This is a genomic window from Phaeobacter sp. JH20_29 (assembly GCF_048056175.1).
Taxonomy (GTDB): Bacteria; Pseudomonadota; Alphaproteobacteria; order Rhodobacterales; family Rhodobacteraceae; genus Phaeobacter; species Phaeobacter bryozoorum.
Map to the genome: position 1 here is coordinate 126,776 of NZ_JAYMWO010000001.1, position 19,912 is coordinate 146,687.

22 protein-coding genes are annotated in these 19,912 nt (G+C 59.5%); 12 read left to right on the top strand and 10 right to left on the bottom strand.

What is annotated here, in order from left to right:
* Positions 1-53: 53 nt before the first annotated feature.
* Positions 54-1,541 (bottom strand): flavin-containing monooxygenase, encoded by a 1,488-nt coding sequence (locus VWZ85_RS00615; RefSeq protein WP_416586413.1) that lies wholly within the window; start codon positions 1,539-1,541, stop codon positions 54-56.
* Positions 1,542-1,672: 131 nt separating this feature from the next.
* A complete protein-coding gene (locus VWZ85_RS00620; RefSeq protein ID WP_416535494.1) occupies positions 1,673-2,113 on the bottom strand; it encodes a cupin domain-containing protein in 441 nt (146 codons plus the stop codon).
* Between the two features lie 155 nt (positions 2,114-2,268).
* Here VWZ85_RS00620 and VWZ85_RS00625 point away from each other — a divergent pair, with 155 nt between their 5' ends.
* Together VWZ85_RS00625 and VWZ85_RS00630 are read left to right on the top strand one after the other, a co-directional pair.
* Complete coding sequence (locus tag VWZ85_RS00625; RefSeq protein ID WP_416595399.1) at positions 2,269-3,267, top strand: AraC family transcriptional regulator; 999 nt, start codon at positions 2,269-2,271, stop codon at positions 3,265-3,267.
* A gap of 106 nt (positions 3,268-3,373) precedes the next feature.
* Positions 3,374-3,982 (top strand): TetR/AcrR family transcriptional regulator, encoded by a 609-nt coding sequence (locus VWZ85_RS00630; protein WP_416535496.1) that lies wholly within the window; start codon positions 3,374-3,376, stop codon positions 3,980-3,982.
* Positions 3,983-3,984: 2 nt separating this feature from the next.
* Here VWZ85_RS00630 and VWZ85_RS00635 read toward each other — a convergent pair whose 3' ends face one another.
* Both VWZ85_RS00635 and nirK read right to left on the bottom strand, forming a co-directional pair.
* Complete coding sequence (locus VWZ85_RS00635) at positions 3,985-4,743, bottom strand: formylglycine-generating enzyme family protein (protein ID WP_416586418.1); 759 nt, start codon at positions 4,741-4,743, stop codon at positions 3,985-3,987.
* 38 nt (positions 4,744-4,781) lie between these two features.
* Complete coding sequence (gene nirK, locus VWZ85_RS00640) at positions 4,782-6,005, bottom strand: copper-containing nitrite reductase (protein ID WP_340547701.1); 1,224 nt, start codon at positions 6,003-6,005, stop codon at positions 4,782-4,784.
* Between the two features lie 296 nt (positions 6,006-6,301).
* Between nirK and VWZ85_RS00645 the strand changes: the two genes are divergently transcribed.
* A complete protein-coding gene (locus tag VWZ85_RS00645; protein ID WP_416535498.1) occupies positions 6,302-6,991 on the top strand; it encodes a Crp/Fnr family transcriptional regulator in 690 nt (229 codons plus the stop codon).
* A gap of 55 nt (positions 6,992-7,046) precedes the next feature.
* Here VWZ85_RS00645 and VWZ85_RS00650 read toward each other — a convergent pair whose 3' ends face one another.
* Positions 7,047-7,271 (bottom strand): DUF1858 domain-containing protein, encoded by a 225-nt coding sequence (locus tag VWZ85_RS00650; RefSeq protein ID WP_340547744.1) that lies wholly within the window; start codon positions 7,269-7,271, stop codon positions 7,047-7,049.
* Positions 7,272-7,404: 133 nt separating this feature from the next.
* Between VWZ85_RS00650 and VWZ85_RS00655 the strand changes: the two genes are divergently transcribed.
* The 9 genes from VWZ85_RS00655 to VWZ85_RS00695 all read left to right on the top strand — a co-directional run bounded on the left by VWZ85_RS00655 (position 7,405) and on the right by VWZ85_RS00695 (position 15,585).
* Positions 7,405-7,857 carry a c-type cytochrome gene (locus tag VWZ85_RS00655; RefSeq protein ID WP_340547703.1) on the top strand — a complete coding sequence of 151 codons (453 nt, stop codon included), beginning with the start codon at positions 7,405-7,407 and terminating at the stop codon, positions 7,855-7,857.
* A 12-nt stretch (positions 7,858-7,869) separates the two neighbouring features.
* Positions 7,870-9,228, top strand: a complete 1,359-nt coding sequence (locus tag VWZ85_RS00660) for a cbb3-type cytochrome c oxidase subunit I (protein ID WP_340547704.1) — start codon at positions 7,870-7,872, stop codon at positions 9,226-9,228.
* Positions 9,229-9,230: 2 nt separating this feature from the next.
* Positions 9,231-10,025 carry a CbbQ/NirQ/NorQ/GpvN family protein gene (locus tag VWZ85_RS00665; protein WP_416535500.1) on the top strand — a complete coding sequence of 265 codons (795 nt, stop codon included), beginning with the start codon at positions 9,231-9,233 and terminating at the stop codon, positions 10,023-10,025.
* Between the two features lie 4 nt (positions 10,026-10,029).
* Positions 10,030-11,967: a nitric oxide reductase activation protein NorD gene (locus VWZ85_RS00670; protein WP_416586422.1), complete on the top strand. Its 1,938-nt coding sequence runs from the start codon at positions 10,030-10,032 to the stop codon at positions 11,965-11,967.
* A 1-nt stretch (position 11,968) separates the two neighbouring features.
* Positions 11,969-12,151: a protein NnrT gene (locus tag VWZ85_RS00675; protein ID WP_416538079.1), complete on the top strand. Its 183-nt coding sequence runs from the start codon at positions 11,969-11,971 to the stop codon at positions 12,149-12,151.
* Between the two features lie 65 nt (positions 12,152-12,216).
* Positions 12,217-12,387 carry an NnrT protein gene (locus VWZ85_RS00680; protein ID WP_416535503.1) on the top strand — a complete coding sequence of 57 codons (171 nt, stop codon included), beginning with the start codon at positions 12,217-12,219 and terminating at the stop codon, positions 12,385-12,387.
* A gap of 32 nt (positions 12,388-12,419) precedes the next feature.
* Complete coding sequence (locus tag VWZ85_RS00685; RefSeq protein ID WP_416586424.1) at positions 12,420-13,643, top strand: NnrS family protein; 1,224 nt, start codon at positions 12,420-12,422, stop codon at positions 13,641-13,643.
* Positions 13,644-13,756: 113 nt separating this feature from the next.
* Entirely contained in the window at positions 13,757-14,137 is a 381-nt protein-coding gene (locus VWZ85_RS00690; protein ID WP_416586426.1) for a DUF2946 family protein, read from the top strand.
* 59 nt (positions 14,138-14,196) lie between these two features.
* Positions 14,197-15,585: a PepSY-associated TM helix domain-containing protein gene (locus VWZ85_RS00695; protein ID WP_416586428.1), complete on the top strand. Its 1,389-nt coding sequence runs from the start codon at positions 14,197-14,199 to the stop codon at positions 15,583-15,585.
* A 93-nt stretch (positions 15,586-15,678) separates the two neighbouring features.
* On the opposite strand, the gene VWZ85_RS00700 is transcribed toward VWZ85_RS00695, so the two are convergent.
* The 5 genes from VWZ85_RS00700 to VWZ85_RS00720 are packed head-to-tail and all read right to left on the bottom strand — an operon-like array spanning position 15,679 to position 19,911.
* Positions 15,679-15,984, bottom strand: coding sequence for a hypothetical protein (locus VWZ85_RS00700; RefSeq protein WP_340547712.1), 306 nt, complete (start codon positions 15,982-15,984; stop codon positions 15,679-15,681).
* A gap of 35 nt (positions 15,985-16,019) precedes the next feature.
* The gene (locus VWZ85_RS00705; RefSeq protein WP_340547713.1) at positions 16,020-16,406 is read right to left on the bottom strand and encodes a response regulator; all 387 of its coding nucleotides are present in this window, start codon (positions 16,404-16,406) and stop codon (positions 16,020-16,022) included.
* Positions 16,407-16,443: 37 nt separating this feature from the next.
* Positions 16,444-17,307: a CheR family methyltransferase gene (locus VWZ85_RS00710; protein WP_340547714.1), complete on the bottom strand. Its 864-nt coding sequence runs from the start codon at positions 17,305-17,307 to the stop codon at positions 16,444-16,446.
* The gene (locus tag VWZ85_RS00715; protein WP_340547715.1) at positions 17,304-17,792 is read right to left on the bottom strand and encodes a chemotaxis protein CheW; all 489 of its coding nucleotides are present in this window, start codon (positions 17,790-17,792) and stop codon (positions 17,304-17,306) included. Before VWZ85_RS00715 ends, VWZ85_RS00710 begins: the two co-directional genes overlap by 4 nt.
* Positions 17,776-19,911, bottom strand: a complete 2,136-nt coding sequence (locus tag VWZ85_RS00720; protein ID WP_416535507.1) for a chemotaxis protein CheA — start codon at positions 19,909-19,911, stop codon at positions 17,776-17,778. Before VWZ85_RS00720 ends, VWZ85_RS00715 begins: the two co-directional genes overlap by 17 nt.
* Position 19,912: the final 1 nt, after the last annotated feature.

Here is a 19,912-nt window from a genome sequence, read left to right on the forward strand (position 1 = left end):
ACGCAGCCGTGAGCGCCGCCCTGGACGCCAGCCTATTTCCCGATCTGGCAGCGTTAGCCGGCCTGATACTGCGGGGCCGAGGCCAGAAACTGCCCATAAGCCGCCGCATCCGGGGGCGAGAATTGCTCGACCAGGGGATTCTTGCGCTTGCGCAGCTGTGCTCCCATGTCGGCCAAAAGCTCGTCGAAGTGTTTGAAATGAAACGGTGCTGAGCACAGGCCGCCATAGACCTGCGCCGCAGGTCGCTCCCGGCGGCGCCAGTCCAGCATCATCTCGATATTCTGCTCCATCTCCGCCCGGCTGGGCTGGTGAGCCAGTTTGCCATCGGCATAGCGAACCAGCCAATTGGCAATCATCTCGGCCGACAGGACCGTGCAAAAGCTGGAGTTGAAACCAACAAACCCCATATCGGGCAGATCCGGGTTCACCGACAGGCGATAAACGCGATACTGCCCATCGTCTTCGATCAGCTTGTCACGATACTCCTGCGCCAGATAGGGTACACCCAGCTTCCAGCCAACCGCCAGCACCGCCACATCACATGGCACCACCTCGCCGGTGCTCAGCCGCAAACCTTCCTCCTGATAACTCTCAAACGTGCCGATAACGGGCTTGATACTGCCATCGTTCAACGCCTCAAACAGACCTGGAGTCACAATCGGGACCGAGCAGGACACCTCTTTTTCAATTGGCGTGGTGGGGACCATATTGTGCTTCTTCAGACCCAGTTGCAGCTTCAGCAGGGTCTCCAAACCGCGAAAATTGGCCCAGACCAGAGGCTTCAGCAGCGCGGCGATACCGCGTTGAAAAGGCGACTTACCCCATTGATTGAACTGCTGCTCCTGCGCCCGCATATATAGCAGTTTCTTGAAGTTGATGCCGCCGACATAATAGGGCACCCGCCAGACATTCTCCCGATAGACCAGCCGAACAGATCTCGCCCCACTCTTGGCCGCATTGACAGCAATATCGGTGGCCGATTTAGAGCCGCCCAGCACCACCACATGTTTGCCCACAATCATGCCGGGATCCGTATAATCAGATGAATGTATCACCTGTCCGCCACGGGCGATGAATGCGTCCTGACCGGGATGGGTGATGATGTTCTTTTCCGAAAACTGACCCGTACAGACCGCAACAAAATCGAAATCCTGTTGCCAGCTCTTCCCGGCGGCCTCCAGGGTCAGGGTCCAGCCGGGCTGCCCATCCTGACGCCGCTCCATCGCCGTAACGGAAGTGTTGAGCCGGAACAGTCGCGCCAGCCGGTGTTTCTGCGCGTAAGAATGCAGATAGGCATGAACCTGCGGACCTTTCGGCCATTCCGGGTAATCTGCGGGCATCGGATGATCGGTGTAGCAATATAGATCCTTCGGCGACTGTGTCTGCACATCCGGGTATGACCGCGACAGCTCCCAGACACCGCCGAAATCATGGCTGCGTTCATAACCGATCACCCGGTGGCCGCGTTCATCAAAGGCTTTGGCCGCAGCCAGACCACTGACACCGCCGCCGATAACCGCAACTGTTTTGCGTGTTGTCATATCCTGTTCTCCCCTCTCGATCCAATCTGCGATGAACCGTTCTGTCCCTCACCTGCCTCCCAGCAGGCCGGTGTGTTTCCTGCCAGAACGGGGTTGGACGGTGGCACCGCCCCACCCGCGCTCCGGATTGCTCATGCGTCAGCCGGGGGTGGCAGAAAATCGACCTCATGCAGCGCAGAGAGACGCACCAGCTCCCCCGGGTCGGTCACACCGTCCAGCTCAATGAACAGGTCGAACAGTTTGCGCGCGGGCGCGACGCCGAAAATACAATGCGCCTCAGCACCGGAGCGGTTGAATATCGCATGTGCTTCGCCCTTGGGCATACGCACTGTATCCCCCGGCCCCGCCTTATGCACATCGCCCGAAAATTCCACCTCAAGCTCCCCCGACAGGACACTGATCCATTCGTCCTGGGTTGGATGGATGTGCGGCGGTACAAAGGTGTCGGCCGGCAGAACCGCATCCCATATGAAGGCATCGGTGCTGAGCAACTTGGGCACATAGGTCTGCCCGACAACGGTCCAGGACATGCCGCGAATACCGTCTTTTGCCTTGGTGATCCCTTTTTCCATGAGGTCTCCTCCCTGAAATTGATCTAAGGCCGCCAGACTGCACCAGCGTCGCACATTCGATTATCCAGAAAACGAACCCAATTGATGGCTGGATGGTTGAGGCTTGAAATATCTCCGGGGCAATCTAAGCTGCAGTCCTCTGATCTGGAGGCAAGATGGCCATCCGAGCCAACCCGGACACAGTTGAGCATTTGAGCAATCATCCGCTGCTGCGCACCGGGGATCTGGACGAGGCACGCCACCGGGTGGGGCAGAAATTCTGCGATCACCGGCTGGATTTCGCCAAACGGCATCAGGATCTCGCGGTCCGCCATAATCACGCAGCCGGGCGTCACTGCTCGATCAATTACCTGCACTACGGCGCCGATGTGACTATTGACCCCGGTATGTTGGACTCGTTCTACCTGTTGCAGATCCCGCTTTGCGGCCAGGCCAGCGTCCGGCATCGCGGCGCCGAGATCCTGGCCGACGTAACCACTGCAACGGTGCTCAATCCCGATCGGGACGCTTTGATGCGGTGGAGCGCCGATTGCCGCAAGCTGCTGCTTCAGATCGACCGGAATTACCTTGAAACGGTTGCGCGGCAACTGATCGGAGCGGAACTGCCGGGGCCAATCCGTTTTGCCAGCCGCGTCGATCTGCTTGCTCCTGGCGGGCGGCGGCTGCGGCAGATGGTCTGTGCCTGCGTTCAGGCGGCAGAAGTCGGCATTTTGTTCCAGGGGCGTTTGCGTGGTTCGGATATCCGGGTGGAACAGGATCTGGCGCGAGAGCTATTGACGCGGCTGCCCAGCAATATCTCCCACATCATTGAACGGGCTGACCACGGGTCCCTGCCACCAGGCGTTCGCGCGGCGATGGACTTCATCCACGCCAATCTCAGCAACCCAATACAGCTGACCGACATTGCGGAACATGCGGGCATGAATGTCCGCACCCTTCAAAAGGGCTTTCGCCGCGCTTTTGGGCAGAGCCCGATGCGGGTACTGCGCAATGCGCGACTGGATGCGGCCCACTATCAACTGATGGCGCAGCGCGACACACCCGACGTCACCACCGCTGCATTTTCCAACGGGTTTTCTCACCTGGGCCGTTTTGCGCGCGACTACAAGGGACGGTTCGGGCATTCGCCCAGCCAAACTGCGCGGCGGCAATAGACCCCTTAGGGCCTCGACCTTGTCAGCCTGTTGCGCGGGGGCTACATCTCTCCGCAGACCGCAGAGCCGCACAGCTGCGCGACAGAGCATTCACCTCAGGACACTGATGTCAGACGGCAAGCCCAAACTCACCCGGACCGAGACCACCGCCAAACGGCGGCAGCAGATCCTTGAGGCGGCAGTCAGATGTTTTCTTGAAACCGGCTATCACCAGACCGGTGTCCGCGATATCGCGACGCGCGCCGGCGTCAGCCTCGGTAATCTCTATAATCATTTCCCCGGCAAACATGATGTGCTGGTCGAAATCGCTGCACTGGAACGACAGGAACTCTCGCCGTTTATCGACGCGCTCACCCAAGCGCGCCCGCCGCTTAAACTGCTCGACAGTTTTGTAAAATCCTATGCCAAATATCTCGCAGTGCCTGAAAACGTTATTCTGGGTCTGGAGATCACCAGCGAGGCCATCCGCAAACCCGATATCGCTCGGTTGTTTCTGGACAATCGAAACGCGCTGGTTGCAGCCCTCGCCAAGGTAATCGAACGCGGTATGTCCACAGGTGACATGCGCCGCGATCTCGATCCGGAAGGCACGGCGCAGATGATTGTCGATCTAATCGAAGGCAGCGCCTATCGCAGTGTCCTGGACAGGGTTCCGATCCGGCGTATGCGCGCAAACCTGCAAGGATTCATCACTGCGGCAGTTAGGGCAGAATAACCTCAGATGGGCGTATCACGGACAAGTCTCACGCCCAGATGCGCCGGGGGTGACCCTACTGCACAGCCCCCACGAGCGGGATCGCGGACAAGAAACGGAACTGCCGCCAGATGCTCGCCCGCAACGAAATAAGCCGGACAACGATCGGGGCTGGCCCCGGACTCGCCGGCATAGCAGTCCTGCGTCCATTCCCATACGTTGCCATCCAGATCGACAACACCATCAGGCGAAGTTGCATAACTGCCCTGGGGGCGCAGCGTCCGGCTGCGCTGCTCACCAAGGAGATAGGCCGAAGCCCAGCTAAGATCGGGATCGCTAAAGATCGGTTCAGGCTCGGCTGGGAGTACCGGCTCCGCGAGATAGGCCCATTCCGCAACACTTGGCAGGCGATAGCCGCCATCACTGCCCGCATTGATCCACGCCAGATACTGGCTCACATCAACATGGCTCACTCCCGTTGCAGGCATTGTCTTTGCATCCTGATTGGCGCGAGTGCGCAGCTCTAGGCTGCACATCCCATCTGCGTGACAGCGGTTCCACTCGGCGACGGTGACTTCATGTCTCATGACATAAAGTCCGCGCCCAGCATCTGGCTCCATGGCGGCCAGAACCAGCTCTGGATGGACACTCTCCCCCGCCGACCCGATGGGCCCGCGAGGGAGATATTGTCCAAGCGCCCAGATCAGCGCTGCCGCCACAGCCAGGCCAAGACCCAGCAGGGCTATCCGGTTCCCGGTATCGTGCGAAATGGCGGCAGTCATGTGGGCTTTCCTTCTGCAAGCGCTGGTGGCGCAACTGTTCAGGTTTCAAAGCTGCGGGGAGCAACCACCTGTTCCATCAGCGCATTGTTCCAGGCCCCATCGACCACAAAATGCGCTGTGGCGCCCAGTAGAACCGCCTCGATCAGATTGTGGTTCACATAGGCATAAACGCCGGGTTGTTCGAAGGTATACATCGCCGCCATGGCACTTCCGCCGCGCACGAACCAGCTCTCGATGCCAGTCAGCGGCGCATCTGTGAACGACCCTGTTTCCCACACATAGTTGCCATGCCCACCAATCAGGTGCGGACGCGAGTCGCGATTGGCCTGATTGTGGATCATCAGAACGGTCTCACCGACCTTGGCCCGCAAGGCGTTTTCACCCGTCAGCGCGCCAACCGCACCATTGAACACGGAATGGGTCGGCACCAGAGTGCGCATCGCTTCGATACTGTCGGCGTAGTCGTCACCGGCCAGGTCGTAGGTCCGGTAATCGCCGTTTTCATCCATCGGCAGATAGTAATCCTGCTCGCCGATATAGGCGATACTGTCATAGCGCAGCGGGTTACCCTCACCGTCTTTCAGACCATCGCGCGGCAGCACCATAATCGCACCATTCATACCATGCGTGACATGATAGGGGATCATCGCGCCGCCCGGCGCACAGTGATAGGTGAAGCAGCCGGCCTTGGTTGCCTTCCAGCGCAAGACGGTTTCTTCGCCGGGGAAGACATGGGTCAGACCGCCTCCGCCCAACGCCCCTGTCGAGGCATGGAAGTCGATATTGTGCTCCATCTGGCTATCGGTCGGATTGCGCAAAGTGAGTTCGACGTAGTCGCCTTCATGCACGATAATCAGCGGACCGGGGACCGACCCGTTGTAGGTCAACGCCCAGATTTCGGCGCCGGTATCCTCATCCACAACCATCAGTCGCTCTTCTGTGATCAACTCGATCTCGACGATCTTCGGACCACCGGTTGCGACCTGCTCGTGCTTGGGGGCAAAGGGAGGTGCAACCAGCTCCTGTTTGACGCGGGTATAGCCGGAGAGATCAACCGGCGCCGCCTCGGCCTGAGCCTGTGCTTCGGCCTGAATGAACCGCGGCGCCGCGCCGCGCAGTGGCGGAACAGCGGCCCGACGGGCTGCACCATTCGCCGCGGATGCCAGTCCGCCGGTCAGGGCCGCAGCACTCGCCAGAACTGTCCCACGCAAAACGTTGCGACGGCTTGTGGGTGCAAGTCCGGGATTGAAGCGTTTGGTCATTGTCACTCTCCTTATCATTCGATCAGCCCAAAATCGGCGGGCGTTGTGAGTGGAATAGGGGTCTCCGGCCGCTCAGGGGCGGAGGCGTCCTTTCCTGCGCCGATGCAGCCGGAAGACAGCGCATCCCGCAGGTCTTGGTGTCGCGATTAATCTAGCTCGTCACACCCGACAGAACTTTGCGGCAGCGCAAAGACGGCGCGGCTTTTTGGCTGCGAGAGCGGCAACAGACTAAAGACATGGGTGACCATCACCGCGATATCGCGATAGGATGAACCAGTTCCTTGTTCGGAGATGCCGTGCGCCACCTACATGAAAGCCTGCTTCGACCGCTGCCGCCCTTCTCGCAGCTGGAGGATATCCAGATCCGCAGAATTCTTGATCAGGCAAGCAGCCGCGGCCTCGGACCCGGAGAGACCATCTTTGAAGAAGGGGCGCCTGCTGATCGCTTCTACCTGCTTCTGGACGGCACCATCCGCGTCGTCAGGATCACCAGCGACGGCGATCAGGTCACCTCTCTCCACATCCCATCCGGGCAGCTCTTCGGTATCGCCAAGGCATTGGGACAGGACCGCTACCCTGCAACGGCTGTGACCGCCAGTGAGGCGCTGATCCTGTCATGGCCGACCTCGCTGTGGAACAGCTTCACCGCTGACTACCCGGGCTTTGCAACTGAGACATATAAAACTGTCGGCGCCCGGGTGGGTGAGATGAACACCCGCATCATGGAAATGTCGACCCAGCATGTCGAACAGCGCATCGCCCGTGCGCTGCTGCGGCTGATCAATCAATCCGGTGTCAAGGTGGCCGAGGGCATCGAGATCGGATTTCCGATCACCCGCCAGGATGTATCTGAACTGACCGGCACCACGCTGCACACGGTCAGCCGCCTGCTGAGTGCCTGGGAAAAAGACGGCATGGTCAGCAGTAAACGCAAGAAGATCACAATCTGTGATCCGCATCGACTGATGCTGCTCAGCGATCCCTGATCGCGCGGCGGGTCGGCTTGCCTGCCTAGCGTCATCGCTGGCCGCAGGAACCGACTTAACCCCGGTCGCCGCGAGCCAAGCGAACTGCCTCAGCCAGTTCGAGGCGAAACATATCCTCGTTAAGGTGATATTCGGCGCAGGCCTCTGCAACCGAATGAAATGGGCTGACCATGCAGCCGACGCACAACATGCCATGATCCATGAAAACCCGCAGTGTTTCCGGCCAGGTGGTCAGCAGCACGTCAAGCGGCAGGTCAGGGTCATCCAGTTTTGGTGGCAATTTCACAAGCCTGTCCTCTCTTCGATATCACGCTAACAGCCGCAATCGCGCCGAACCTTGCGCTTGCGCAACCTTTGCCGCTGCGCCGCGCGCTATCACCGGATGATCAGCAACTGCCGGAAAGGGCCAAGCCATGGCTGAATTTCTGACCAAGTCGCGGGCGCGCAATGTGTTCTACGGAGGGTCAATCTTCTTCGTCGTCGTGTTTATTGGCATGACCGTGCACAGCCACCGCTACGTCGTGACCACCTCGACCGCAGGAATGCCCCTGACCGAAGAGGTCAGCCTCGGCAAACGTGTCTGGGAGCGTCACTCCTGCATCAACTGTCACACGCTGCACGGCGAAGGTGCCTATTTTGCCCCCGAAGTCGGCAATGTCATGACCCGCTGGGGCGTTCAGGACGAACCGGAAGAGGCCTTCGAGACACTGAAGAACTGGATGGAGAGCCAGCCCAGCGGTGTCGAGGGTCGCCGTCAGATGCCGTATTTCCAACTCACCGACGAAGAGATCCGGGGCCTGGCCGAATTTCTGCGATGGGCCGATCAGACCGACACTCAGGGCTGGCCACCCAATGACGCGGGCTAAGGGAGAGACACAATGAAATATCAATCTCAGAAGGTCGCTCAGGCCTATTTCATCTGCGCTCTGGCGCTGTTCGGAATTCAGGTGATCGGCGGGCTATTGGCAGGCTGGATCTATGTCGCCCCTAATTTCCTGTCCGAGCTTCTGCCGTTCAACATCATTCGCATGATCCACACCAACGCGCTGATCGTCTGGCTGTTGCTTGGGTTCTTTGGCGCTGCCTATTTCCTGATCCCTGAGGAATCCGAACGGGAGATCTTCTCGGTTAAACTTGCCTATCTGCAACTTGCCATCCTGATGATCGGCACACTTGGCGCTGTTGGCTCCTATCTGGTGGGCATCCACGGAGGGCGCGAATTTCTGGAGCAACCGCTCTGGGTGAAATTCGGCATCCTCGTGGCCGCGCTGATCTTCCTGTTCAATGTGTCGATGACCGTGCTCGCGGGCAAGAAAACCGCCATTACCAACGTGCTCCTGATGGGCCTGTGGCTGCTGTCGCTGCTCTGGGTCTTTGCGTTTATCAACCCCGAGAACCTGTCCCTCGACAAAATGTACTGGTGGTTCGTCGTCCATCTCTGGGTCGAAGCGACCTGGGAACTGGTTATGGCGGCGATTCTGGCCTTCCTGCTGCTCAAGCTGACGGGCGTGGATCGTGAGGTGGTCGAAAAATGGCTCTATGTCATCGTTGCCACCGCGCTGTTCTCGGGCATTCTCGGCACCGGACATCACTTCTACTGGATTGGCCTGCCCGGCTACTGGCAGTGGATCGGCTCGATCTTCTCCACCTTTGAGGTGATCCCCTTCTTCCTGATGATGTCCTTTGCCTTTGTGATGGTCTGGAAGGGGCGCAAGAACCACCCCAACAAGGCCGCGCTTCTGTGGTCGCTGGGATCGAGCACCGTGGCGTTCTTTGGCGCCGGTGTCTGGGGGTTCCTTCATACCCTGCATGGTGTCAACTTCTACAGCCACGGCACTCAGATCACTGCTGCACATGGGCATCTGTCCTTCTACGGGGCCTATGTGGCGCTGAATCTCGCGGTCTTCACCTATGCCATGCCGATGCTGCGTGGACGGGCACCCTATAACCAGGTCCTGAACATGGCGAGCTTCTGGCTGATGACCGGCGGCATGGCCTTCATGACCTTCGTCCTCACCTTTGCTGGCACCATCCAGACCCATATGCAGCGCGTCATTGGCGACTACTACATGGATGTTCAGGATAGTTTGGCGATTTTCTACCTGATGCGGTTTGGCGCCGGGGCCGCCGTTGTGATTGGCGCCCTCCTGTTCATCTATGCGCTGCTCGTGGTGCGTCGGGACGAGCTGATCGCACCGGGCCCGGTCCATGAGACCAGCACCATCGCAGGAGAATAGCCATGAATATGCAAACCCCCTGCGCGATCCCGCACTACTCTGAAATTGCAGGCGAATGCACCCTGTTCGAAACCGCATACAGCCAGGGTCTCCCCCTTCTGCTAAAGGGGCCAACCGGCTGCGGCAAAACACGTTTCGTCGAACATATGGCTGCCCGGCTCGGCCGTCCGCTATACACTGTGGCCTGCCACGATGACCTCTCGGCCGCCGACCTGATTGGCCGCTACCTGCTGAAGGGCGGCGACACCCAGTGGGTCGACGGACCACTGACCCGGGCTGTCCGAGAAGGCGGGATCTGCTATCTCGATGAGGTCGTCGAGGCGCGCAAGGATGTGACAGTTGTGCTGCACCCTCTGACAGACAACCGCCGCAGGCTGATGATCGACCGCACCGGAGAAGAGCTGGTGGCACCGCCAGGCTTCATGCTGGTCGCTTCCTACAATCCGGGCTACCAGAACGTGCTGAAGCGTCTCAAACCCTCAACACGTCAGCGCTTTCTCTCAGCCAGCTTCGACTTCCCGCACCCGCAGGCGGAAATCGCCATCGTTGTGCAGGAAAGCGGCCTGGATCCGTCCCGTGTTCAGCCTCTGGTCCGGCTGGCCGGGCACATCCGGTCGCTGTCGGGCATGGATCTTGAGGAAGGTGTCTCGACCCGGCTGCTGATCTACACCGCCAGCCTGATCCAAAGCGGCATGGCGATAGAAGCGGCACTGGACGCCGCGATCATCGAGCCCCTCACCGATGAAGAGGATATCAAACAAGCGCTGCGCGATCTGATCGCCACGATCTACGGGTAGCGCCATGAAATTGCTCGACCTGATGGAGCCGGAGGAAACTGTTGGCAACCTCTGGCACGATATGGCCAGCAATCTCGCCGGTGAGGTCGCAACGGATGGTGAAATGCTATCTGCTGCGGCCTGCCGGTTGCAGGACCTGCGGCGCAGCCTTGCCGTCCTGTTTCGCGCCTTGGGGGGAACTGCCTCTGTGGAATTGGTCGAAACCCCCGCTACCGTCGCGCAGCATCGTCGCTCCTTCGGCCATCGGATCGCCGCTGACCGGCTGCGTGAATATATCCCCTGCTATGACGGCACCCGGCTGGCCCTGCCGCCGGTGATCGCCTGCTTTCCCAGCTACGATCTGAACCGGGCCGCCTATTTCTGGCTTGTTGCGCTGGCGGCGGCAACCGATCCAGCAGAACTGCACCCGCGCGCCGACATGCCTGCGCAGGCGCTGGACATGGCCCGGATCCGGGCCAACATTGCCGCCAGCAGGCGGGCTGCCCAACATTGTCCGGGCCTGCGGCCCGCCTATCTCCGGATGGCCGCTCTATGTGTGACACAACGCCAATCACGACCGTTGCATACGGCCGAACGCGCAGTGGCAGAGCAGATCGTCGCCGCCTTGTCGTTGGATCCTTGGGCCATGGCGGCCGACTGGGGCGAATTCACTCCCTCAAGAGACAGCAGCAGGTCCCAAAGATACATGCCCTTCGCTCCGGTGCCGATCTGGCTGCGCTATTCCTCCCCCGAGAGTTCCGCCTCGGCTGCGGCCGATCCTGATGACCAAAGGACACCACTGGCCGCCGCCACCATGAGCCAACGCAAGCTCGGCGTGCGTGCAGACCAGGAGCAGGCCCGTCGCAAGGACAGCTTCATCCTGCACCGATTCGAATCAATCCTGTCCTGGGTCGAATCCATGAACATCAACCGCAGCGTTGATGACGACGATCCGGACAATGCCCAGAAAGCCGCCGAGGATCAGGATCTGATAACTCTGACCAAACACGACCGTCGCCTTGCCTCGCGGCTTCGACTGCATTTGGACCTGTCGCCCGCAGATGCCGAACACGAACGGTTGAGCGCTGAATTCACCTATCCCGAATGGAACCATCGTAGCCAAAGCGAGATGGCGGATCATTGCCGCGTGCTGGAGGCCGCAGCGCAGCCTGACACCACACGTCCCTTCCGCCCCGATCCGCGCCAGATCCGCAGCGTCCGTCGCCAGTTCGAGGCCCTGCGTCCACGCCGGATCCTGCAACCGCGCCAGATCGACGGCGCCGAGCTGGATCTCGATGCGGTGATCAGCGCCCGCGCCGAGCTGGCCGCAACAGGGCGCGGCAGTGACCGGCTCTGGCAGAACACACGCCAGCAACAGCGGGATTTATCGGTCGCCTTTCTGATCGACACATCGCGTTCCACCGAGGCCGCAATTGCGGACAGCAGCGTGATTGAGATTGCGCGTAATGCCATGGCGGCGCTGGCGTTCGGGATCGACGTGGCCGGCGACCGATTGGCGATCTGGGGGTTCTCCTCTCTCCGCCGCGATCGCGTTTTCCTGACCCGCTGCAAGGGGTTCGATACGCCGATGTCTGAGGACGTCACCGCCAATATCGGCGCGTTGCAACCGGGCCATTATACACGGCTTGGCGCCGCAATCCGCCACGTCAGCGCGCAGTTGGCAACGGAGCCGTCCAGCCGTAAGCTGCTGATTATCCTCACCGATGGCAAACCCAACGATCTGGACCATTACGAAGGCCAGCACGGCATCGAAGACAGCCGCATGGCCGTTCGGACAGCCCGGCGCGCAGGCCAGCGCCTGCACGGCATCATCATCGACGAAGACGGTCAGGACTGGTTTGCCCGAATTTTCGGACGCGGCGGGTTTTCACTGCTGTCGGATCCCACACGGCTGACCCGCGCGCTGCCCGACATTTACCGAACACTCACACAGGAGACCTGACATGCGCCGTATCTTGCTCATCCTATCCTGCGCCGCGACCGTCGCTTCGCCCGCCATAGCCAAGGGCTTTGACCGGCCTGTTCCGCAGGCGCAATCGGCAACTGCCGAATTCTGGTTTGCACTGGCCTGCATCGCCTTGGTTATGGCGCTTGCGGCGGTGCACATGCTGGTGATGCGGCGATGACTGCGCGAGCCGGTTGGTCGCGCTTGCGCATAGCCGTCACACTCTACCCGTTTGGCGCCGGTGCGATGGCACTGAACGTATATTTCGCTGCTCTGATCACCAGCTGGCTGGGTCTGCCCGTTCTGGGCATATCCCCGTCGATCATCATAGGTGCGGTAATCGCCCTGCCCGCCACCTACGCCTTTGCCGGACATATCCGACGCCTTATGGACAGCGCCGAAGTGCCGCAATCTTGAACCTGTTACCCGAATACCAGCGGAGCTGACCCATGGCCGTGACCACCAAGGCAGATGCCGGAAATACCACAACGACATTGCGCACCCCGCCGATACTCTCCTATGGTTTCCGGCCGTTTTTCCTGCTTGCGACGCTTTGGGCAGGACTGGCGATGATCGCCTGGATCGGGCTGCTCGGCGGCACGCTGACCCTACCGCTCAGGCTTGATCCTGTATCCTGGCACGCGAAGACTTTTCTCTTTGGTTACCTCAGCGCCGTTCTCGCGGGCTTTCTGCTTACCGCCGTGCCAAACTGGACCGGTCGCGCTCCGCTCACCGGAGGACCACTGCTGGCACTGGTTCTGTTGTGGATGGCGGGACGTCTCGTGACGCTATGTGGCGCATTTCTTCCGGTCTGGACCGTCACTCTGGTCGATGTGAGTTTTCCACTCATGCTTGGCGCCGTGGTCCTGCGCGAGATCATCGCAGGAAAGAACTGGCGCAACCTCGTCATCCTTCTATTGCTGGCAATACACGCATTGGCGCTGATTCTGCTGCATCTGGAAACGGCTGCGGGCGGCTATCCCGCACAGGGGTTGGGGCTGCGTCTGGGACTGGCCAACGCGATTGGAATGATCTGCCTGATCGGCGGACGTATCATCCCCAGTTTCACCCGGAACTGGTTGGTCAAACAGGGGGCTGATGTGCGTCCTGCGGATCCAATGCAATCTCTGGACAAAATCGCATTGGCACTCAGCCTGCCGACCTTGGCCATATGGGTTGCTGTACCAGATCACATCGCAGCCGCAGCGGCGCTGGCCATCTTTGGTGTTGCGCAGATGCTGCGACTGGTCCGCTGGCAGGGACATCACACAGGAGCGGAGCCACTGCTGGGCATTCTGCATCTGGCTTATGCAATGATCCCCGTCGGCGCCCTCCTGATGGCCTCGATCCGGCTGCTGCGGCTGCCGCTGGATCCCGCATCCGCCCAGCATCTGTGGATGGCCGGGGCTATTGGCATAATGACGCTGGCCGTCATGATCCGTGCCACGCTCGGACATACCGGCCGCCCACTGGTCGCAGGAGCAGGCACCCGACTGCTCCTGTTGGCGATCATAATAGCCACCTTCGCGCGGCTCGTGGCGAACAGCGGGTCCGATATCGCGCATGAGCTCTATCTGATCTCGGCAATCGCGTGGTGCATCGCCTTCTTCGGCTTCGCGTTGCTCTTCGGACGGGCCCTGGTCTCCACCCGACGACCGGCGACGGACACCTAGCGCGACACCATCGTCGGGACTGCACCAACCTAGTGCAATGATTTTGCTCACAAACCTTAGTAATACAGCAGAAGCACTCGCCATCACGCCGCAGTCGAAGTAACACACCACACATGCGATTCGCGGTACATATCCTGCCACGGCTGGCCATGATGCTAGCGCTTGTGCTGGCCATGGTCGGCACCGGATTTGAACATCGCTATGACCGCGCCGTTGACTCGCCCGACTATGCCGCCTTTGTCGCCGCAGGCGGCACATTAAGCGATCTCTGTGGTGACAGCACGGACCCAGATCACGGTGCTCTTGCAAAATGTGAGGCCTGCCGACTGACCGCTGCGGCCCTGATGCCGAGCCATCCAGAAACGCCCGGCCTGAGCTTGGTACAGCGTCCGAGAACACGCGCAGCCGTCGTCAAACCGCTGCGCCGAGACCGCCCGCGTGGTCCGGCACATCGCACCCGGGCCCCTCCAGCGCCATTGACCTTCCTTCTCTGACGTCAATTGCAAACTATGCGCTGCCACACCGGCAGCGAAAAAAGGCCTGGAGCCAACCTATGACCCTGCCCCATTCCCCCGTGCAGCCGCAGGGCCGCACGCAGAAACTCTATTTTGCTGCCTGGCGGTGGCATTTCTACACCGGTCTGTTCGTCATTCCGTTTCTCGCAACACTCGCGCTAACCGGGCTGGCCATGCTGTGGATCGCCTGGGTTGACGGGCGCGATGGCGAACGTACCCCCGTCACTGCCCAAGCCCACGCCCTGCCACTTTCGGCGCAGGCCGATGCCGCGCAGGCAATCCTGCCTGATGGCATCTTGAAAACATATGTGGCCCCCCGAGGGGCCGACCTCGCCGCGCTCTTTCGCATCGATCACGACGGTGACGCAGTGATGGTTGCGGTTGACCCCTATACGGCCACGGTCATCGAAACCTTCCCGCGCCGCAGCGGATGGTATGATTTCGCCGACAGTCTGCATAGCGATCTGATGCTCGGCGTCACTGGCGACCGCATCCTGGAAACCGCTGCCTCTCTGACCATGCTGCTGATCGCGACCGGCCTATACATGTGGTGGCCCCGAAATCTGGGCTGGCGCCACGCATTGCTGCCGAGCCGGGGACGCGGCCGGACGACGTGGAGATCTCTGCACGGGGTGGTCGGTTTCTGGATTTCGCTTTTTCTTGCACTGTTTCTGGTTTCAGGCCTTGCCTGGGCCGGACTCTGGGGTGGGAAAATGGTTCAGGCCTGGAGCCAGTTTCCGGCGGAGAAATGGGATAACGTCCCCCTGTCCGGCGATACCCATGCCAGCATGGACCACACCCGCCGCGAGGTTCCCTGGGCACTTGAGCAGACGCCGATGCCAGCTTCAGGGGGAGCTGCGGGCATCAGCGGTGTTATCGGTGCAACTGTCGACATCGACAGCGTTGACGCCCTGGCGCGCCAGATCGGATTTGGCGGACGATATCAGCTCAGCATTGCACGCGGCGATACCGGTGTCTGGACCCTGAGCCGCGATTCCATGAGCACCGACAGTATCAACCCCACCTCTGACCGGACTGTCCATGTCGACCGCTACACCGGCAAGATTCTGGTGGATGTCCGATTTGCCGATTATTCTTGGCCCGGAAAGGCGATGGCCGTCGGGATTGCCCTCCATATGGGCACGTTGGGGCTGTGGAGCGTTCTGGCAAATACGCTGGTTTGCCTCTGCATCCTGTTTTTATGTGCCAGTGCCGTGGTGCTCTGGTGGAAGCGTCGTCCTGCCAAATCAGGCCGTCTCTCCGCCCCGCCGATGCCCAAGGAACTGCCTCTCTGGAAAGGCGCAGGACTGGTCGGGATTGCCGTATGCATTGCCTTTCCGATGGCGGGGCTGGCTCTTCTGGCGCTGCTGATGCTGGACGGGTTGATCCTGACGCGCCTGCCCGCGCTACGCCACCGCCTGACATAACATCAGTCGAAACATGCGGCAGATACGCCAGCGACCAGGCATGCGCACGACCCAAGATATGACTGCACCGCCCGATGGGCGGTGCAGAGGGTCTCACTTCTGAGATGCGCTGGCCGGATCGCGGAGCCGGTCACGCAGTTTGTGCAATGTCACCACGGCGCTGCTATCGTTGAGATTGATACCGCCGGTTTCCTTCGCAAGCTTCTGTAGTTCCGCATAGAACTTTCCCAGGGCCGCAAGCGTCTGCACGACAAGATCGAAATCCTGCAGAGATTGCCGCTCTTCGCGGGTTGGAGGCGTCCCACGCTCAAAGATTGTAAGCACCGTATCTTCAAGCGCCTGCACCTGGGTTTGCAACCGCTGCATTTCCGCGCGTGACACATCGCAAAGATCACTCACCGTGTGACCCTTTGGCGGTGGTGTCGACTGCATGTTCATAGGCGGCCAACCACTTGCTCGATTGCCTGCTTCATAGTGGCAACGGTGAACGGCTTGCGAATGATGTTATTCATCGCCAGGCGACGACCGACTTCAACGATCTCCGGTGTCGGTTTGCCCGTGACGAGGATAAAGCCGACACGTTGTGTCACGCGGTGCTCACGCAGCGCTTTCAGCAGGCCAAGCCCATCCATGCCCGGCATGTTGTAGTCGGACAGCACTAGGTGAACCGGATTGGTCACGAGCTTCTGAAACGCAGATTGCCCGTTGTTTTCAACCATGTAGTTACTCACGCCAAGCTCGTCCAGACATTGGGTCAGGATGCCTCGGCTGGTAGACATATCGTCAACGACCATCACACGCAGAGAGTCTTTCAAGCTCATTTTTAGTTCCTCATTTTCTCTTTTTTTGCCGGACTGCTCAGGTGTTCCCACCGGCAGGAGAGTTTAAGTAAGTGGTGATCCCGACGGTCTGCAGCGCCGATGCCGCAGGGCCGGACATACGTTCCGAGTGGCCGATAAACAGATAGCCTCCCGGATTGAGACTGCGCTGAAAGGCGTGCCAGACCTTTTGCTGGGTCGGGGTGTCGAAGTAGATGGCCACGTTTCGACAGAAGATGGCGTCAAACTTTCCTTTGAACGGAAAGGGTTCGATCAGGTTGAGCACACCAAATGTCAGCAGGGCACGCAGATCTTCGCGGATCGCACCATCTTGCCCTTCGATCTTATAGTAGCCGCTGTATTTCTGCGGGATCTGCGACAGCTCTTCAGCAGAGTAGCGTGCCGACGACGCCTTGCGGACAACAACAGGATCGATATCGGTGCCAAGGATTTTGACATCCAGTTTCTCAACATCCGGGCACAGTTCCTTTAGCACCATCGCGATGGTGTAGGGTTCCTGCCCGTTCGAACACCCTGCCGACCAAATTCGCACCCGATCTCCGCGACGCGCCTTTTCCAGGAGCGGCGGCAGCACGTCGTCGCGCAAAGTGTCAAAGTGATGCGGCTCTCGAAAGAACTGCGTCACATTTGTCGTCAGCAGAGACAGCAGCTCGCTGCGCTCGACATCCGCATTTGGTCCGTTCAACTCCTTCAGGTAGGATTTGAAATCGGTATAGTTGAGCTTGCGCAACCGCCGCGCCAAGCGAGAAGAAACCAAGGGTTTCTTGCTGCTGGACATGGCCAGCCCAAAGTGCTTGTGCGCGAAATCGGCGATGGCTTCGAAATCCTGATCAGACAGGGTGAAACCATCCGCACGAGAATCAATGGGATTGGCAATGGTCACGAGATCACCTGTTCCGGTACAGTGATGACCGCATCCAGATTGATGATCCGCACCATGGTTTCATCGTGCGAAATAATCCCTTGGATGTAGTCCATCGTGTTGCGACTATCCACCGGCGGGGTGTCCTGGATATCATCCGGGTTGATCGAGATGATCTCCGATACGGACTCTGCCAGCAGACCAACCGGCTTGCCGTGCACCGAGACAACGATCACGACGTTTCGCTCGCTCGCTTCGGTCTGCTGCAGCCCAAACCGCGCGGACAGATCGTAGATCGGGATCACCGCGCCGCGTAGGTTCATCACGCCCAAGACATCTGCGGGCGCATGAGGCAGGATCGTCACCGGAGACCAGCGACGGATTTCCCGGATCTGCGTGATTTTCAGACAGAACGCCTGACCAGCAACGGTGAAACTGACAAATTCGCTGTGCTGGGCGTGTTTGACTTCTGAATCTTCATATTTGGCTTCAGCTTGCGATTGCATTGCTTATTCTCCGCTCTGTGTCGAAAGCGGCTGCAGAAGGCGAAGCCGCAAGAATACTTTCAGGATCAAGGATCATAGCGATCTTACCGTCACCAAGAATGGTGGCAGCGGCGACGCCGGGAATATTCCCGCAAACGCCATCGAGGCTTTTGATGACCACCTGGCGTTGATCGTGAATATCGTCCACGGCCAAGGCACTGCGCTGACCAGTCTCCGTTTCTACCAGAAGATAGACGCCCGGTGGCTGATCCTGGTCGGCCTTGGACAATCCAAGCGCCCCGCCCACATCGCAAACAGGGACGAAGTTACCCCTGATCGACAGCAGCGTGCCATCGGCCCCCAGATTGTTGACCATGTCATCACTGCCGCGCATTGTTTCGACAATGGACGTGATCGGGACAACCATCGTTTGGTCGGCGACCGAAACAACCATTCCATCCATGACTGCAAGTGTCAGGGGCAGGATGATGGTGAAGACCGACCCCTTGCCCGGGGTAGAGGCAATATTGATCCGCCCGCCCAAAGCCGTGACAGCGTTTTTGACCACATCCATGCCAACACCACGCCCGGAGAGATTGGAAATCTCCTTGGCTGTGGAGAAACCAGGCAAGAACAACAGGTTGTCGATCTCGCTGTCGGTCAGGTCCGCATTCTCTGGAATGAGACCTTTGTCGATCGCGATCTGCTTCACCCGCGGGCGATTAACGCCGGCACCATCGTCCTTGATCTCGATACAGACACTACCGGACCGGTGAGAGGCTGACAGACGGATCTCGCCACTGCGGCTCTTACCCGCAGCTTCGCGATCGTCGGGCTTTTCGACACCGTGATCGACCGCGTTCCGCAAGATATGGGTCAACGGATCGGAGAGTCGCTCGATGACCGTCTTGTCGACCTCGGTATTCTCACCCTCGGTGATCAGCTTAGCCGTTTTTCCAGTTGCGGCTGAGGCCTCACGAACAATCCGCGCCATACGCTGAAACAGCGGTTTGACGGGTTGCGCGCGAATAGACATGACACCTTCCTGGATATCGCGGGCAAGATTTTTAAAGCCCTCCAGTTCGGTCTCGACGTCCCGCAGATCCGCAACATCAAGGTTGGCAATTTGCTGTGCCAACATCGAATGGTTAATGATCAATTCGCCGACGGCGTTGATCAGACGATCGACGCGTTCCAGGTCGACCCGCAGCGTTGGATTTGGCCCACGCTGCTCGGACTTCGCGGCCTCAGCTTTTGGCGCAGCCGCTTTCGCGGCCACCGGGGCCGCCACAGCCTCCGGTTCTGGAGCTGAGACCGGCGGTTCAAAAGGGGCAGCCACCTGATCACCGCCTTCCTCTGGAGCGGCACCAAATGCAGCCTCCAGTGCAGCCAGAGCATTGGCCTCGTCTTCTTCATCCATGTCGGATTCGATGGACAGCTCGCACAGCCCTTCGACAAATTCAAACACAGACTCGATTGCAGACTTTGGCTCTGTTGTGGTGAGCGTCAAGGCCCAGATAAGATAGCTCTCGTCGGTATCCAGAGCATCGAAACCTGGCAACTCGCTCTCGTCAAGCGCCACCTCCAGCGTGCCCAGATCAGCTAGCGTCTGGAACAGGAAGTAAGGCTCGTTACCGGTCCCGTACATGTCTTTCAATGGATGGAAACGGATCGAGTAAACCCGCTCTTTCTCCACCTCGATTGGCGACATCTCAAAGGCACCGCCCAACCCCATGGGCTGGAAAACCACCTCTTCTTCATCCTCATCGATATATTCCTCGAGAGCCGCGATGAGCACATCGTGATGGGCCTCATCGGTGCTGCCACCATCGCGCGCGGTCGAAACGAGATCAGAGAGATGATCGCTGGAGCGCAGCAACAGCTGGATCAGCTTGGTATCAAGACCAAGCCGGTTGGCCCGCACTTCGTCAAAGACGGTTTCGAATTTATGGGCAAAGGCCACCAGCTCATCCAAGCCAAATGCGCCCGCCCCCCCTTTGATCGAATGAACCGCCCGGAAGACAGCATTGACCACCTCAGGGTCATGATCGCCTCCTTCGATAGCGGTCAAACCCTCATCCATTGCTTCGAGGAGCTCTTCGCACTCCTCGAAGAATGTGTCCTGTATCGACCCGGCCATC